At 39.7% G+C, this 15,504-nt stretch carries 16 protein-coding genes; 5 read left to right on the plus strand and 11 right to left on the minus strand.

The window, feature by feature from the left end; translation table 11 throughout:
• The 4 genes from EG2_RS06685 to EG2_RS06700 form a co-directional block, all read right to left on the minus strand.
• Complete coding sequence (locus EG2_RS06685; RefSeq protein WP_060814074.1) at positions 1 to 1,095, minus strand: DUF871 domain-containing protein; 1,095 nt, start codon at positions 1,093 to 1,095, stop codon at positions 1 to 3.
• A gap of 5 nt (positions 1,096 to 1,100) precedes the next feature.
• On the minus strand, positions 1,101 to 1,343 hold the full coding sequence (locus EG2_RS06690; RefSeq protein WP_228159328.1) for a hypothetical protein: 243 nt from the start codon (positions 1,341 to 1,343) through the stop codon (positions 1,101 to 1,103).
• Positions 1,344 to 1,614: 271 nt separating this feature from the next.
• Positions 1,615 to 2,913 carry a PTS sugar transporter subunit IIC gene (locus EG2_RS06695; RefSeq protein WP_060814076.1) on the minus strand — a complete coding sequence of 433 codons (1,299 nt, stop codon included), beginning with the start codon at positions 2,911 to 2,913 and terminating at the stop codon, positions 1,615 to 1,617.
• Between the two features lie 134 nt (positions 2,914 to 3,047).
• Positions 3,048 to 3,539 (minus strand): GNAT family N-acetyltransferase, encoded by a 492-nt coding sequence (locus tag EG2_RS06700; protein WP_060814077.1) that lies wholly within the window; start codon positions 3,537 to 3,539, stop codon positions 3,048 to 3,050.
• Between the two features lie 441 nt (positions 3,540 to 3,980).
• On the opposite strand from EG2_RS06700, the gene EG2_RS06705 reads away from it, so the two are divergent.
• Positions 3,981 to 4,301 (plus strand): DMT family transporter, encoded by a 321-nt coding sequence (locus EG2_RS06705; RefSeq protein ID WP_060814078.1) that lies wholly within the window; start codon positions 3,981 to 3,983, stop codon positions 4,299 to 4,301.
• A gap of 248 nt (positions 4,302 to 4,549) precedes the next feature.
• Here the strand turns inward: EG2_RS06705 and EG2_RS19115 are convergent, their stop codons facing one another.
• Both EG2_RS19115 and EG2_RS06710 read right to left on the minus strand, forming a co-directional pair.
• Complete coding sequence (locus EG2_RS19115) at positions 4,550 to 4,714, minus strand: hypothetical protein (protein WP_169793127.1); 165 nt, start codon at positions 4,712 to 4,714, stop codon at positions 4,550 to 4,552.
• Positions 4,715 to 4,866: 152 nt separating this feature from the next.
• Complete coding sequence (locus EG2_RS06710; protein ID WP_060814079.1) at positions 4,867 to 5,736, minus strand: cation diffusion facilitator family transporter; 870 nt, start codon at positions 5,734 to 5,736, stop codon at positions 4,867 to 4,869.
• Positions 5,737 to 6,325: 589 nt separating this feature from the next.
• Here EG2_RS06710 and EG2_RS06715 point away from each other — a divergent pair.
• Both EG2_RS06715 and mprF read left to right on the plus strand, forming a co-directional pair.
• Complete coding sequence (locus tag EG2_RS06715; protein WP_060814080.1) at positions 6,326 to 7,051, plus strand: alpha/beta fold hydrolase; 726 nt, start codon at positions 6,326 to 6,328, stop codon at positions 7,049 to 7,051.
• A gap of 1 nt (position 7,052) precedes the next feature.
• Positions 7,053 to 9,599: a bifunctional lysylphosphatidylglycerol flippase/synthetase MprF gene (mprF, locus tag EG2_RS06720; RefSeq protein ID WP_060814081.1), complete on the plus strand. Its 2,547-nt coding sequence runs from the start codon at positions 7,053 to 7,055 to the stop codon at positions 9,597 to 9,599.
• A 146-nt stretch (positions 9,600 to 9,745) separates the two neighbouring features.
• On the opposite strand, the gene EG2_RS06725 is transcribed toward mprF, so the two are convergent.
• Positions 9,746 to 10,702 (minus strand): SPFH domain-containing protein, encoded by a 957-nt coding sequence (locus tag EG2_RS06725; RefSeq protein WP_060814082.1) that lies wholly within the window; start codon positions 10,700 to 10,702, stop codon positions 9,746 to 9,748.
• The gene (locus EG2_RS06730) at positions 10,699 to 10,911 is read right to left on the minus strand and encodes a hypothetical protein (protein WP_060814083.1); all 213 of its coding nucleotides are present in this window, start codon (positions 10,909 to 10,911) and stop codon (positions 10,699 to 10,701) included. The genes EG2_RS06725 and EG2_RS06730 overlap by 4 nt, the downstream gene beginning before the upstream one ends.
• Positions 10,912 to 11,145: 234 nt before the next feature.
• On the opposite strand from EG2_RS06730, the gene EG2_RS06735 reads away from it, so the two are divergent.
• Positions 11,146 to 11,556: an Ohr family peroxiredoxin gene (locus EG2_RS06735; protein WP_060814084.1), complete on the plus strand. Its 411-nt coding sequence runs from the start codon at positions 11,146 to 11,148 to the stop codon at positions 11,554 to 11,556.
• 57 nt (positions 11,557 to 11,613) lie between these two features.
• Positions 11,614 to 12,045 (plus strand): MarR family winged helix-turn-helix transcriptional regulator, encoded by a 432-nt coding sequence (locus EG2_RS06740; RefSeq protein WP_060814085.1) that lies wholly within the window; start codon positions 11,614 to 11,616, stop codon positions 12,043 to 12,045.
• 111 nt (positions 12,046 to 12,156) lie between these two features.
• On the opposite strand, the gene EG2_RS06745 is transcribed toward EG2_RS06740, so the two are convergent.
• The 3 genes from EG2_RS06745 to EG2_RS06755 form a co-directional block, all read right to left on the minus strand.
• Positions 12,157 to 12,558 carry a hypothetical protein gene (locus EG2_RS06745; RefSeq protein ID WP_249024266.1) on the minus strand — a complete coding sequence of 134 codons (402 nt, stop codon included), beginning with the start codon at positions 12,556 to 12,558 and terminating at the stop codon, positions 12,157 to 12,159.
• Between the two features lie 227 nt (positions 12,559 to 12,785).
• Complete coding sequence (locus EG2_RS06750) at positions 12,786 to 13,175, minus strand: DUF7006 family protein (RefSeq protein WP_228158940.1); 390 nt, start codon at positions 13,173 to 13,175, stop codon at positions 12,786 to 12,788.
• Between the two features lie 356 nt (positions 13,176 to 13,531).
• On the minus strand, positions 13,532 to 15,364 hold the full coding sequence (locus EG2_RS06755; RefSeq protein WP_060814087.1) for a heavy metal translocating P-type ATPase: 1,833 nt from the start codon (positions 15,362 to 15,364) through the stop codon (positions 13,532 to 13,534).
• Positions 15,365 to 15,504: the final 140 nt, after the last annotated feature.

The raw sequence follows: 15,504 nt of genomic DNA on the forward strand, positions 1-15,504 counted from the left end.
TTAATCATTCCTCTCGGTAAATTTAAATTTGGTCCACGGATGAATATACGACAACAACAGCCGTTCTTCTGCGACAATTGATCCAACTTTATTTTTTCGCGGATCGCGATGAGGGGTCAACACCACCTGTAATTCGTTTTTGTACTTGCCAAAATCATCGTTGCCGACCACAATATCTCCAGGTTGGAATTCCTCCAGATTATCGTGGGCTGGGTTATCAAATTGCTTGTATTTTTTTCGGACTTCTGTTGATCGAATCATCCGATCAGTAATATCCCCTCGACGGTAATGCTGCTCTTTCAGAACGATCTTTCGTTCGCATGGAGTGCTCTCCGGCGTAAAAGTCACCGAAAATTCTGTTTGGTAACGATTGATTGCGCCTAGTGCTGCAAGTTCTGCTTCTGAGGCATAGGCATTACCAATGATTACATCATCGATCAATCCTGTTGCAAAGAGATGTTTTGCTGCGATCTCTACAGGTAAATGCCGATGCATCTCTAATGTCGGTAATCCGTCATTGATATCCCATGGGCCGATCGTTCCAGACTGTGAAGTGATAAAAGCGGCAGTTCGAATTCCTTTGGCTTTAAAACGCTGGCTGCATTTTTCGAAGAACTCATAAGGTAATGCTGTGCCTTCCTGAGGATAAAAATTGTGACAGCCATATAAGAAAGGCAAGTTTGCTTGATACGTCAAAATATTGTCTAAATAAGCGACGTCGTTGCTCATATTTAGCTCGATCGCCAATCCAAACGGATTATAAGTCAGCATTGCTTCTTTGCTGCCGTCAAAACCTAAATCCAAGCGGATGCCATCCGCACCCAATTCGTGGAAAAACGTCAAATCATCATAAGAAATTTCCAGCTCTTCAAAAATTGCCGGTGCAACATCCAAAATCGTTTCGTAGCCAAGAGATTTGGCAAATCTTAATAATTCTGAGAATTTCTTGCGAACAATTTCTTTCCCTTCTGTCACTTCTAACATGCTCATAAAAATTCGACTAAATCCATAGCTGTGTGCCAATTCTAAATAAGCTTTGTCTTCGTCATTATTGCTGTGGTCTGGATAAATAGAGATTCCTAGTTGTCTTTTCATTTTGTCTACTCCTTCTGCGCACCAATTTGAGAAAATTTTGTGATCAGCAACGTACTGCAACCAACAGTCAGTGTTGTTAAGATCACCGGGGCAATCGTTGTCCTGCCAAATAGCATAACGGCAATGACTAATACTAATACGGATCCGCCTATCAGTGTGCGGAAGCGAATCTGCTGGATAAATGCTCCATGTCTGGTTAGCCAAATTTGTAATCCGATAAATAATAAACATGCATACATCAGCATCATTTTATGCACTTAGTCTCCTTTCGATCATCAAACGCGGATCCTCGCGCATGAACCACTGTTTAGGCAACAAATGAACCCTAATTGCTTCACTCAAAAGAACCATCTAGAAAGCACTCTGGGAGTGAGGTGTTTACTGGGATGATCCCGTAGAATTGTTTCTGTTCATCTAGAAAAACTCGGTATTTCCCAGAGAGCCCATTTGGTTGTCATTTATGGATCGTTCTTTGCTCCTATCCCATCGTCTCGTTTGACTTCTTGATCAAGAGACCTCTCATTCTTGAGTCGCTTGTTCTTCTTCACGTTCTAATTGTTGTTTTTCAAAGACTTTAAAGAATGGGTAATAGATCGCCAATGTGATCAAAAAGTTCACCACAACTAAGATTCCAGCGGCAACACTCCAATTTGTACTCATCCAAGCAGCAATTGGTGCTGGAATGGCAAATCCTAGACGAGCAGCCATCATTGGAACGATCCCTGTCGTCGTAGCAAAGTACGAAATTGTCGTTGTAATCAAAGGTGCTACAAGAAACGGAATCCCAAGAATCGGATTCATCACAATCGGAGCCCCAAAGATGACCGGTTCATTGATATTGAAAATACCTGGCAAAATCGAAAGACGTCCTAATTGTTTCAAATAGTTTGATTTTGAGAATAAAAACAAGACAACCAGCGCAAGCGTCGTTCCTGCTCCACCAATCCAAACAAACCATTGCAGAAATTGTTCTGTAAAGATGTTTGGTAATTCATGCGCATTGCCGGATGTTTGAAAAACTTCCATATTTTCTGCAATCGAGATATCCCAGAAAGGACGGATCACCGGACCCATGATTGCTGGTCCATGAATTCCAAGAACCCAGAAGAAACAAATCAAGAAAACTGTCAATAAGCCGCCAAACAAACTGTTTCCTGCTAAAACATCTTTCAGTGGCATCAAAAGGTTACTTAAGAAGCCATTGATATCAAAACCGATGATATGACGAATGACCCAAAACAAAACAAGAATCGCTCCCCCGGGAATCAATGCCATGAAGGAATTGGTCACTTCGGGCGGTACACCATCAGGCATTTTGATCGTGATATTTTTGACAATAAAGAAGCGATAGATTTCCACTGACAAAATAGCTGTGACAATTGCACCAAATAGTGATCCTGAACCAAGGTTAGCAACATTGATGAAACGTCCAGCATCGATCACTCCTTCTACCGATTCAAGGACCCGAATTGGTGGTGCTGCCGTGATCAAAAAGGACATTGTTGCCAAAATACCTGCTGTCAATGAGTCTAGTTTGTAACTTTTTGCCAATGAAGATGCGATACCAAAGGTCGCATAAAGTGCAAGCAGACCAACTGTATAGCGAAACGGAATGTCTAGAACTTCACGATATGGTTCAATAAATGCTGCAACTGACTCAATAGGAAAATTCAATAATATCGTGAAAAAGGAACCGACGATCGTCAATGGTAATGTGGCAATGATTCCTTTACGTATGGCCACCATATGTCGCTGCATACCTACCTTATTTGCCACTGGCATTAACTTTTGTTCAATAAACCCTACAAATCCATTCATTTTAGCCCTCCTAATTATAACATTATAATCTTTACAAGGACAATATAACACAGTTAAAAAGGTGTGTAAACGTTTTTTTAACAGGAAATAAGCTTCTTCCCACAAACTGAGCGATGGAAAAAAGCTTATGTCTTTCATTGATTGAATGTTTTTTCGTAGATATAGTCATCCATTACAAAACCTTGACCGATATCAACCTTTCGTTCCCCAACCCGGACAAAACCCCGGCGTTCATAGACGGCAATCGCTTGTTGATTGCCTTTATTGACGTTCAAGAAGAGTGTTTTGCCAGCGGCTAAAGATTCAATCCAATCAAATACTTTGCTGGAGACGCCTTTTCCTCGCATAGCAGGTGTTAAATAAAGTTTACTCAAATACAGACGGTCTGCCTCTTCTTCATAAGCTGTGTAGCCAATAATCTCATCTTCTAATCGAAGAATAAAATAAGCGGCGCCTTCTTTGATTTCTTGTTGGATCGTTTCTGGAGATTGATAAGTTTCTAGCATATAGCTGACTTGAGCAGATCCGATGATAGGTGTAAAGACTTCTGACCAAATCTCCTTGACGACAAGCTCTAATTCTTGAATCTCCTCTAAAGATCGAACTGGTTGAAATGTAATTTTCATGGTGGACCCCTTTCAAAGATGTATTCCTTCATATCTTTATTATATCGGAATGTTTTTTAAATAAATAGAAAAGTCTTTCTTTGTCTTAACTATTGATAAATGTTGTCTATCCGCGATTGAAAGAAAGATTTAGCGCCATCAGAAAGTTCTGCTGATCGCATCGAAGTTTGTTAGGAAAAAGTAGATATGATGACGAGAAACAGGACCAGCTCATTTTCTGGAACAGTCTCTCTTCCTTTCAACTTTTATCCTAAAGTGCTACCCCTCATTTTTTCGATAAAATTTTTTTATTCGCCATAAAAAATCCGAGTGTGCTATACTGGTTACAAGAAAATAGATACTGCCACCGGGTAGTTAAAAGAGGACGATCATTCCAGTAGGTCTTAGAAGGAATGGTCTTCCTCTTTTTGTTTTCTAAAGAATCAAAAGGAGGGAAATAGAATGGCTTGGATCGAACTATTATTAGCTGGTGTACTGGAAGTATTCTGGTCCACAACGATGAAATGGAGTGAAGGATTTACAAGAATCAATTTTACGATTTACACCATTATTGGTATGATCGCCAGTTTTTTCTTTTTGTCGCAAGCAATCAAACAACTGCCGATGAGTTTATCCTACCCTATCTGGACTGGGATCGGCGCTGTGGGATCAGTCATCATTGGTGTGGTATTGTTCCATGACAAGGTAAACCCAGCCACTTGGCTTTTTGTTGGATTATTATTGATCAGTATTGTAGGCATTAAAATGACTAGCGGTCATTAACCTAAAAAAATTTTTTTGAAGTCTTTTAAAAAACTTTTATAAAAAGCGAATCACTTCTTTCTACCGAAATCTTGTTGATCTCTATGCTTTCCTCTAGGATATCATCAGTCTACTGATCTTCTCTTACGAAAGAAAAGTTGGATTACCTTCATTCTTTCTTTTCTCAAAGGCTAAAAAAGCAGCAGCTTGATCATTGATGGATCAAACTGCTGCTTTTCTGTTTGTACTTGACTAAAACGAGTTGAATCTCAAACGAGTTCAGCTTTTTTTTCTGTAATTTGTTTTTGAAGAAGGGCTAATATCTGTCTATCTTCTACTGATAAAATATAATTTTTACAAATTTCTAAAAGGACAGATTGTCCCACTTCATTAGTTTTCTTTGCTTGAAGGTCAGTGATATTTATCGTCTCCATACGATCCCTACTTTCTTTTTCTGATAAGAATAGTTTGCCATTCTTTAAGTAAAAAAAGAAGCAACGGGATGTTTACATGCTAGAAACGTGGTGTTTACACTGTTTTTTTTAACTTACACAACACAAAATAACCCTTAAAAATAAATCGGCGCTTAATCTGGTTCAATATGAATATCTGTATCATAGACATTGAAACGATCAGACAGCAATGCTTCAATGGCATCAGCTACTGCATGACTTTTTTCAACTGTCAAATATTTGTCCATCGTAATAACAATATCAAGAAACACATTTGCGCCATACATTCTGCCGCGAATACTCTTGACAGATTTTACTTCCGGAAAATCGGCTACGACTTGTTCGTACTCGTTGACCAATGTTTGATCAAAACCATCTGACAATGAGAAGGCACTTTCTTTAAAAATATCGATGGCCGTTTTTAGGATCAGAACAGCGACAACGATCGCTGTTAGACTATCAAGCCACCCCCAGCCAAAAGAAGCGGCAAAAATGGCAATGGCGGTTCCAATACTGGTCCAAGCATCGCTGCGATTGTCTTTGGCAGCAGCAAGCAGTGCGGAGCTTTTTACTTGTGCAGCCAATCTTCGATTAAAGGTATACATACCATACATGAGAATAGCCGAGACTACACCTATAATTGCCGCAAGCATATCAGGACTTTCTGTCTCCCCTTGGATCAAGGACCAGACAGAGGAATAAAGTACTTGCAGCCCCACAGCAAGCATGATTAATGACGTAATCAAACTTGCTACATTCTCTGCTTTCCAATGTCCATACTTATGTTCTTCATCAGCCGGTTTTTGAGCTAAGCGTAGACCTATCAAAACAGCCACTGAAGCGATTATATCGGTGGCATTATTTAAACCATCTGCCCATAAAGCTTCCGACCCAGCTATTTTACCGATCAATAATTTAACGAATGAAATCAATAGATAGGCGATGATACTAAGCAGAGCGCCCTTTTCTGCTCGCTTCAATTCTTCATATCTAGTCTCTCTCATTTATTTCCCTCCAGCATCAAGATAACAACTTGAAAATAATAACTGAATTCCTGAAACTTTGCAGTAATTATTGGAGAGATATAATCTTTTAGGATTAACAAACATTTGCTTTCTGCACCACGAATGCATCTTGCAGGTCAAACTGAATGAAATAAAAAAATCAGAAGGCACCTTATTGATTTCCTTTAGACAGGTTAAACAACCATTGAATCTTTCATCGTTCCCCCGTTTAATGAAAGCCATTGTCACTGAATGGGAGACACTATGGGGTATCCTTGCTGCTTTGCGTAGTTCTCTTCTATGGTTTTCTTCTATAATTTCCTTCTAAAGAAACAAGAGGGGAAAATATGGGGGAAAAATGTGAAAATTTTCTATTTTGGCAAAATTTTCTGTTCCATTTCGAAGTGATTTCCTTGGATACGGCTAGAAATGAATCTAAATAGCAGCATCTGTCTGATTTCTTAATATAATAAGATAGCAGTTTTCTAAGACAAAAATGAATAAACGATGATTATTTCTAGTGAAAAATCACCATTTGATTTTATCAATCGCGAGCTTCAAGGTATACTCAAAGAAAGTAGGTGAAAAAATGGAATCTGAAAAGTGTTATGCCAAAATGCAAGATGGCTCGGTCCTTTACTATGAGAAAATTGGAAAAGGCAAGCCATTATTCTTATTGCATGGCAATGGCGGGAGCAGTGCTTACTTTGCTAATCAGGTAGCTGAATTAAGTCAGAAGCATCAGCTGTACTTGATAGACAGCCGTGGGCATGGCAAATCAACGAATACCCGCAAAAAAATTGATTTTTTCTTGATGGCTGATGACTTGTATGCCATTATTCAAAAAGAACACCTGTCAAAGGTAGCTCTTCTAGGATTTAGTGATGGCGCAAATTTAGCTATGGTGTTTTGCTTTAAATATCCGGAATTAGTGAGTTGTCTGATTTTAAATTCCGGCAATACGGATCCTAAAGGGGTTCGGCTGTTTGCACGGATCGGCAGTCTGATCCAATATGCAGTCGTTTGGCTTTGCGCGCCTTTCGACAAAGGCATGCGTGGTTTTTTACCGATTCTTGCACTACTCTTTCGTAACATCGGTTTATCAGCCACCGATTTAAAAAAAATTTCTGTCCCAACACTGATTTTGGTAGGAAAAAGAGATTCAATCAAATTGTCTCATTCATTTTATTTAGCCAATCATATTCCGAATGCCAATTTCATGGTAGTAAAGGGACAAGGACATAGTTTTGCTCGCAAAAATCCAAATATATTCAATCAGAAAGTTCTTTCTTTCTTAGATAAGGTGGGACAATAAAATGAAACTTTTTACATGGATTCGTAACCATCTCTCCTTGTTCAAAGGACTCTTTTTGATCGCTGTAGCAGTGATCGTTTTAGGTGAATTGCTTTCCTTAAGCAAGACGATCTCCGTCGATCAATTGACGACACTGTTTTCCGAATTAGCGGTTTGGCGCGTTGCATTGATGCTTTTGATTAGTTTGCTTTGTATTGCGCCAATGATTGGTTATGACATTATCTTAAATCGACTCTTAGGACAAAAGCTTTCTGCCCGTTATTTAAGTGAAACAAGCTGGATCATCAATACAATGAATAATCTTGTAGGATTCGGCGGTTTTATCAGCATTGGTCTTCGCTCCGAATTCTATGGCAAAGAAAAAAATGGCAAAGATGTTGCTCAAGCAATTTCGAAAATTTTTATTTATCTGATGTCTGGGTTATCGCTTTTATCATTACTGGCATTAGGGTTCGTCGTCTTTGGACCAACAACTGATTATCTGCAACAATATTGGATTTGGCTATTGGGAGGAAGTTTGTACTTTCCAGTGGTCTATGTCTTAAGTTTGTCGAAGAAGAATGGCTATTTAGGCGGTCTGACCCCTTCTGACCGCGGTCAACTGATTTTGGTTTCATTATTGGAATGGGTAGGGGTATTTACAGCCTTTATCACCACCGGTATGCTGATGGGGATCACTGTGGATATTTTTCAAATACTGCCATTATTTATTGCTGCATCTGTGATAGGGATCGTATCAATGATTCCTGGAGAATTAGGAACCTTTGATGTCATGATGATCATGGGAATGGGTTCATTGAATATTCCCCGAGAAAGCGTCGTAGCGTGGCTTCTGCTATTCCGGCTATTCTATTACATCATTCCGTTTTTGATTGGGGTGCTTTTGTTCTCTAAAAATGTCAGTGTAACGCTCAACACACGCTTTTCTGGTATTCCTAAAGGATTGCTTTTAGAAGTATTCCATAAGATTGAAGTACTGTTGCTCTATTTGACTGGTACGATGCTGGTTTTGTCAGCAACTATTCCGGAAGCATTCGACCATATTCAGTGGTTGGCCCATCTTAATCCGATACGGTTGAATTTTGTCATGCAATACCCAAGTATTTTCTTAGGCTATCTTTTCATCATTGCTGGTCGTGGGGTTTCAGCTCGTGTTTCGCGCGCTTATTTTCCAACATTGCTGTTGATCACAGCAACGATCGGCTATGCGGTCTTAGCCGGTTTCCGCTTTTCAACCATGTGTTTCTTGCTCTTCTTATTGGCGATTATGGTCCTTTCCAAAAGTGAACTATTTCGTAAGCAACTGGTTTATTCTTGGGAATGGCTGACGATCGATGGCCTTTTGATGGGATCTTTGACTGTCCTTTATGTAATTATTGGGGTCTATAACATGCCCCATTTAAATCGTCATCCCGCCCATCGTTCCATTGATTTTCTTTTGTTTCCTTCTGAAAAGTTATGGTTGCAAGGCTTTCTGGCTATCATGATCGTCGCTATCGCGGTCTTGCTTTTCTCACGCTATTTAATGGGACCCAAACATCAAATTGGACAGAGACCTGAGAATGAAAAAATCTTGACTCTTTTAGAGACCTACGGTGGTACTAGTGATAGCCATCTTGTATTTTTGAAAGATAAAGAAGTCTATTTCTATCCGAACGAGACCGATCCTACCGTCTTTTTCCAGTTTACGACCTATAACAATAAATGTTTGGTCATGGGGGACCCAGCTGGTAAACAAGAGGATTTTGCTGCTGCACTAGAAGCCTTTATCACAGAAATGGATCAGTGGAATTATTTGCCTGTCTTCTATGAAAGTAGTGAAGAAATGGTCATGCTTCTTCATGAATTCGGCTATGATTTCATCAAATTTGGTGAGAAAGCCTTCGTGGACCTGCAGAATTTCACCTTGTCTGGCAAAAAAATGAAGGGTCAACGGGCATTAAACAACAAAATCAATAAAGAAGGCTTTACTTTCGATGTCCTACAACCACCGTACAATGCAGAAACATTTGCCAAGTTACGAGATATTTCTGATCGCTGGCTAGATGGACGCAAAGAGAAAGGTTTCTCATTAGGATTTTTCTCCGAAGATTACTTGAGCACCGCCCCAATCGCTGTCGTCAAGAATCAACAACAAGAAATCGTAGCATTTGCTTCTTTTATGCCTACTTATCAGACAGGTTGCGGGTCGATCGACTTAATGCGACATGATCCTGAAAAAGCACCTAATGGCACAATGGACTTTTTGTTCATCAATCTCTTCGATTATTTTAAAAACCAAGGATTCGAACAGTTCGACTTAGGGATGGCTCCGCTGGCGAATGTGGGGACGTTCAGAAGCAGCTTCATTCAAGAACGGATCGCCTATTTGATCTATAACTTTGGTTCTCACTTTTATTCTTTTGAGGGATTGCGGGAGTATAAGAGCAAGTATGCAGCTAATTGGTCTCCTCGTTATATTCTCTATTCCAGAGATAGTTGGATCGGTTATGTGATGATCGCATTGTTGATAGTAGACAATCGAACTATTACTACTTCTTCTCTTTAGGATAAAAAAAGACTGCGCCACAAGTACCAATAAGACAACAACTATCCGATAATCAAACTATTGTTCAACAAATCAAAAATGAGCTCCACCCATGTTTATCAAATAATGGGTGGAGCTCATTTATGTTGGTTGATTCAGTTAGTTTGTTATTCGCTGGTTTTGTCTGTTTGTTCCCAGAGTTGTTTCACAACTGGAATATTGCCTAATTCTGTCATGTTTGATGGTAGAATGACTGTATTCGTCTTACTGTTGACAATATCTTTAAAAGCTTCAATGCCCAAGTAAGAGAGTGAACGTTCGTCTAATTGACTTTCTTTGATTGCTTCATTGATGGCTAAGATCCGTTTACGTTCTGCTTCAGTAATTTTAGCAATTCGTTCTGCTTCGGCGTCTGCATCGATCCGTACACGTTTAGCACGAGCTTCCGCATCAATCTGAGTTTGTTCCGCTCTGGCTTGGGCATCGATCGTCATTTGAGAAGCTTTGGCTTCCGCACTTAAGACAGCAGAAGATTTCTCCCCTTGTGCCCGCGTGATCATGGATTCTTTATCCCGTGAAGCAGTGATCAGTTTGTTCATTGATTCAATGATTTCTTGCGAAACTTTGATTTCACCAATATTGATTCGGTCGATCGCCAACCCGTACCCCGCTGTGATATCTTTAATGGAAGTAAACAACGCTACGTTGATTTCTTCTGTTCCGTTGAGAACTTCATTTAGATCCATTTTCCCAATGATTCCTCGCAAATTGGATTGCGCATCTTGGATCATAGAAACCACCGAGTTTTCATTATCATAAACAAACGCACGGACATCTGTGACATGGTATTTGATGGCTTCATCAATTTGAACGATAACATTATCCTTCGTGATAGCACTTTGTGGTTCAATTTCTAAAGGAATCTGTTTAAGTGATACTCGTTCTCTGACTGTATATAAAATAGGGACTAAAAAGTGCAGACCTGGTTCAAGTGTCTTAACATACTTCCCAAAACTCTCAACTACTTTTACTTCCCCTTGTCGAACGATAACAGCAGTGCTTGCCAACAGCCAAATCACGATCGCTATGACAAGAACGATTAAGATAATTTGTACGATGATCATTGAATATACCCTCTTCCATTTTCAAATAATGTATTGTTCACTTGTGTCAGCAAGATCCCATTTTCAACGCCGATGATCTCCAGCATCACATTCTCTGCTGGAATACCGGCAACAACCCGATATTCAGTATACGTACCAAAGATTCGAATGAATCCGGCATAATGATCTGTCGCGGAACGAAAATATTTCCCGACTGCGCGGTTTTCCATATATTCTACGATTTTAGTCACCCTCTTCACTAACCAACTATCCCTAGATTCTGTGCTATCATCATATCATGTTTTGCCTTGTTACACAGTAATTATTTAAACTTTTACTTTCAATTTAATGTAAAAACAAGTAAAAATAAAAAAAACTGTTTTTGCAAGCAACTTATTTGCTTTTCACAATTGAATTGCACACAATCTAATTGTACAAAATCAAAAAAACAGGAGTGAAGATAGATGAAAAAAATGTATTCTACAAAGATGATTAATACAGGTGGCCGTTCAGGAGAAGTTCATAGTCCTGATCATTCCTTCGAATTATCCATCGCAGCACCTGGTAAACGGGTCGAAAATGCCACTAACCCAGAACAACTTTTTGCCGCTGGTTTTAGTGCTTGTTTCAACAGTGCTCTTGAACTTGTAAAGCAAAGTAAAGGAATTGATGGCGCATCAACCGTAAGTGCACAAGTTTCACTTTATGCCGAAAATGAAAGTAGTTTTGTTTTAGGAGTAGAGATTGAAGGATTCGTAGAAGGTCTTTCATTAGATGAAACACAAGAATTACTAGAAATTGCTCATACCGTATGTCCTTATTCAAAAGCAACAGCCGGCAATATTGAAGTAACCGTCAAAGCTGTTAGTGAGTAGACTTTCCGATACAAAAAAGCTATGATAAGAAGCGTCAGTATAAAAAGGAGTGAGGACATGAATGACTTAGCACTTGAAAACCAACTATGTTTTCCTCTATACGCCGCTTCGAAAGAAATTATCAAGCATTATAAAGGATTACTGGACCCTCTGGACTTGACCTATACGCAATATCTCGTGATGCTCGTCTTATGGGAGCAAGGAACATTGACAGTAAAAGAATTGGGCGATTCTCTGTGTCTGGATTCTGGAACATTGACTCCGGTTTTAAAGAAACTCGAAATGAAAGGCTATCTTTCAAGAACTCGCAATCAAGAGGACGAACGTTCTTTAAATGTATCATTGACAGAAAAAGGGCAGCTGCTCCATGATTCTGCAACGAATATTCCCAGTAAAGTCAAAGACTTCCTGCCATTGTCTCCTACAGAACTAGCTGATCTGCATCGCTTGACGACAAAAATGCTGCATCAGTTTCAGAAAACTATCTAAAAAAAAGATCCGACTTACAGGATTGCACGAAACGTTAGCTGAAAAACTAACTTCTTAAGCGCAGTCCATAAGTCAGATCTTTTTTTGTTGGCTCTCTTTGAACAAGCAAGATCACTGATGGTCTTTTGGCATTGAAAGCTCTTGTTTTCTGGCAGTAATTTTGTCCATTAACATCGCTAACTGCTTTTCTTCTAGATGACCAATCGCCACCTGAAGCATAGCAAAAATCTGATCTTGATTAAGAATCGACTGCAGTACTTCTAATTCAGTCACTTTAGGTTGAAAACGACGTGCTAAAACCGAACCGCTCATTTTGATGCTCGCAACTTCCAGTATGCCTTTATTGACTAATTTTCTGATGACTGATAACGAAGTGTTGCGATTCAAGTTAAAACGTTCACTAAAATCACTGCAACATAGTGGTTCCTGAGCATTCCAAAAACAAATCAGAATCTCCCACTCTTTTTTTGAAAAATTCAAATAATCCATATATGCCCCTTTCTCTTTACTCATTCCATGAACAATGTTCCATAGCTGATTTCCTGAAACCAGTCTCACTGTAACGCTGAATTGAAAAATCTTTTTTCAGTTATTCTTCATTCATACATCAATAATAATCTATATTTGCCATTTTTACAAAATAATTTTATGATTATTGAATAAATATAGCGTAAATTTAAACAAATAAACAGCCGACCACTGGTGCTGGTCGGCTGCTCCTTGCGATTTTAGGAAATAATTTATTTGATATTGAAGATAAGGCTTTCATGTTCCTGATCTTTCAAAGAATAACCGCAAGATTCTTTATTTAAATGAGTATAATCGGTTTCGATCATTTGGATGATTTCTTCTTCTGTCAAGAATTCATCTCTTACTAGAATCAATGAGTTCAATAAAACAAACCGTGAATCATACCCAAGTATTTCTGGAAAAAGTTCCCAAAAGTTTGAACCATCTATTTGTTGAACAGTACATTTGAAAGAATCAATCAATTGGTGGATGTAAGCATATACCTTAGGGTACTCTACTTCCACAAGGTCAAGGACCTCTTTATCGATCACTTTCTCCAAATAGTCAGCTGTTTCTTTATAGAGCATTAAATCAATCACGCGAATTACCAATCCTTTCATGCGGACAGTTCACAGTCAATCTACTGAAACTTCCTACGTATATATATATCATAAAATCGGCTAAAATTATTCTCATTTTGAGGGAATAACGAAGAAAAAAATGAGAATAACATCACAAAGTATGAGTGAAACTGAGATTTACTCAACAAAACAATGATTTTAGCCAAGATAAATTTGTTATATATAACGGTAGTATTATTAAAAAAAAGGAGGATTTTTAAGGACCTGCTTTAAGAATCAAAAAGGCCCGTAACTTATAAGGCAAACATAGCCAGATAATCTAAGTGTCTTGCATCTGCTATCACAAAAATCACAGTTATCGGGTTTGTTTGCTCTTAGTCACGGACCTACACCTATTAATGTGCCTGATGATTGACTGAAAGAGATGATGCTGTGCTAGTTGAATGATCATTCTTAGCACGAAGCGCAGATAGAATGGATACTGTATCGATCACTTCTTGTAACAAAGCGCCAAACAATGCTGGGATAACGCCCGTGCTGGCAATCAACATTAAAACGATACAAATGAAGATTCCTAGCAATACGGATTGGCGGGCGATTCTCATCGTGTCTTGAGAAATCTGTACGGCTTGAGAGACCTTGCTGAGATCATCTTGTAGTATTACCGCATCTGCTGCTTCCGTTGCAGCACTAGTACCATGGGCTCCCATAGCGATGCCTATATCAGCAGCTGCTAAAGCTGGGGCATCATTAACCCCATCCCCTACCATGATGATTGGGCGTTCAGCTGGTTCTGTTTCTTTTATAACGGCAATTTTTTTTGCCGGCAAGCAGTCTGCTAGAACGGTTTCGATCCCTGCTTCAGCTGCGATCTTCTGAGCAACGAATGCTTGGTCACCTGTCAACATGATCGTCTTTTTCAATCCTTGATGACGCAACTGCTCAACCGTTTGTTTGGCTTCCTTACGTAATGTATCTTCAAAAAAGATCGTTCCTATCCATTGGTCATCTTTCCCAACACAAACATTGGTTTTCGCTTCATCTACACCAACTGCTCCAACAAATTCGGGTTTACCGATTTTGATCTTGTGTCCAGCAACTGTTGCTTCGATCCCTTGCCCTACCACTTCTTTCAAGTTGGTGACTGGCAGCAAAGTCAGCTTTCGTTCCATAGCAGAAGCAACCAGAGAGCGGGCAAGAATATGAGTGGAATCCTGCTCAGCACTAGCTGCAATGCGCAGAAGCTCTTCGACCGATAGTTGATCATCGCACACTGTCATTTTCTCAACGTGCAACTTTCCCTCTGTCAATGTGCCTGTTTTATCAAAAGCGATCGTCTTTGCTTTGGCTAATTTTTCGATCGTGGTACCATTTTTCATGACAATCCCATTGCGGCTAGAGCGACTCATGCCTGCTACTAAAGCCACTGGTGCTGCCAAAATTAATGGACAAGGTGACGCCACTACTAGGACTTCCGCAAAGCGGACAGGATCTTTTGATACAAACCAAGCAATGCCTGCAATCACATAGGCTGCCAACGTAAATGGTACGGCATATTGATCCGCTAAACGAACAAAGCGCGCAGGTTTTGCTTCAGATTCTTTGACTAAACGAACAAGAATTTGATATTGGCTATCTGCTGCTTTTTTCGTCACTTCAAAAGTAATCGCAGTTTCCCCATTGACTGAGCCAGACATCAATTCATCACCAGGATTTTTCTCTATAGGTCGTGACTCACCAGTCAAGGATGATTCATCGACAAGGGTATTTCCTTCAGTGACACAGCCGTCTACGGGAACGATTTCTCCCGGGCGGACAATGACTAGATCACCAATAGCTAGTTCTTCAACCGGAACATCTTTTTTATCATTCAGCCGATGGGCTGTCTGTGGAGAACGCTGCAACAGTTGCCGAAGTTCTCGGCTAGCTTGTTTACTGGCGTATTCTTCCAGACTATCGCCGCCTGTCAGCATGATCAAAACCATCAAACTGGCCCAATATTCGCCAACAGCAAGTGTAGCAACAATGGCTGTGATCGCTAACAGATCCACGCCATATTTTCCTGAACGCAATGTTTGGATCATGTCGATCAACATCGTCAACGCTGTCAATCCGCCGATGATCGCGATCAAACCAAAAGCAATGGGAGGTCGGTCAAAGCCAAATTCAGCGATCAACGCCGCAGCTCCTACGCCGATGGCAATCAAAAATTTACTTAAACGATTCATTTTATCCACCTCACCTTTCACCAAAAGCGTACCACTTGCAGGAATCAAATGAAACAAAAAACCGTTAAATGAGAAAGAGAATCGTTAACGCAGCAGGCTTTCAACCTGTTTTCAAAGTTCATCCGCCTCATTGTAGATAA

This window comes from Enterococcus gallinarum NBRC 100675 (genome assembly GCF_001544275.1).
Classification (GTDB): domain Bacteria; phylum Bacillota; class Bacilli; order Lactobacillales; family Enterococcaceae; genus Enterococcus_D; species Enterococcus_D gallinarum.

Bases quoted from the DNA above. Each gene is read 5' to 3' on its own strand.
- EG2_RS06685 (WP_060814074.1), bottom strand. From the start codon at position 1,095: ATGAAAAGACAACTAGGAATCTCTATTTATCCAGACCACAGCAATAAT.
- EG2_RS06690 (WP_228159328.1), bottom strand. From the start codon at position 1,343: ATGATGCTGATGTATGCATGTTTATTATTTATCGGATTACAAATTTGG.
- EG2_RS06695 (WP_060814076.1), bottom strand. From the start codon at position 2,913: ATGAATGGATTTGTAGGGTTTATTGAACAAAAGTTAATGCCAGTGGCA.
- EG2_RS06700 (WP_060814077.1), bottom strand. From the start codon at position 3,539: ATGAAAATTACATTTCAACCAGTTCGATCTTTAGAGGAGATTCAAGAA.
- EG2_RS06705 (WP_060814078.1), top strand. From the start codon at position 3,981: ATGGCTTGGATCGAACTATTATTAGCTGGTGTACTGGAAGTATTCTGG.
- EG2_RS19115 (WP_169793127.1), bottom strand. From the start codon at position 4,714: ATGGAGACGATAAATATCACTGACCTTCAAGCAAAGAAAACTAATGAA.
- EG2_RS06710 (WP_060814079.1), bottom strand. From the start codon at position 5,736: ATGAGAGAGACTAGATATGAAGAATTGAAGCGAGCAGAAAAGGGCGCT.
- EG2_RS06715 (WP_060814080.1), top strand. From the start codon at position 6,326: ATGGAATCTGAAAAGTGTTATGCCAAAATGCAAGATGGCTCGGTCCTT.
- mprF (WP_060814081.1), top strand. From the start codon at position 7,053: ATGAAACTTTTTACATGGATTCGTAACCATCTCTCCTTGTTCAAAGGA.
- EG2_RS06725 (WP_060814082.1), bottom strand. From the start codon at position 10,702: ATGATCATCGTACAAATTATCTTAATCGTTCTTGTCATAGCGATCGTG.
- EG2_RS06730 (WP_060814083.1), bottom strand. From the start codon at position 10,911: ATGGAAAACCGCGCAGTCGGGAAATATTTTCGTTCCGCGACAGATCAT.
- EG2_RS06735 (WP_060814084.1), top strand. From the start codon at position 11,146: ATGAAAAAAATGTATTCTACAAAGATGATTAATACAGGTGGCCGTTCA.
- EG2_RS06740 (WP_060814085.1), top strand. From the start codon at position 11,614: ATGAATGACTTAGCACTTGAAAACCAACTATGTTTTCCTCTATACGCC.
- EG2_RS06745 (WP_249024266.1), bottom strand. From the start codon at position 12,558: ATGAGTAAAGAGAAAGGGGCATATATGGATTATTTGAATTTTTCAAAA.
- EG2_RS06750 (WP_228158940.1), bottom strand. From the start codon at position 13,175: ATGAAAGGATTGGTAATTCGCGTGATTGATTTAATGCTCTATAAAGAA.
- EG2_RS06755 (WP_060814087.1), bottom strand. From the start codon at position 15,364: ATGAATCGTTTAAGTAAATTTTTGATTGCCATCGGCGTAGGAGCTGCG.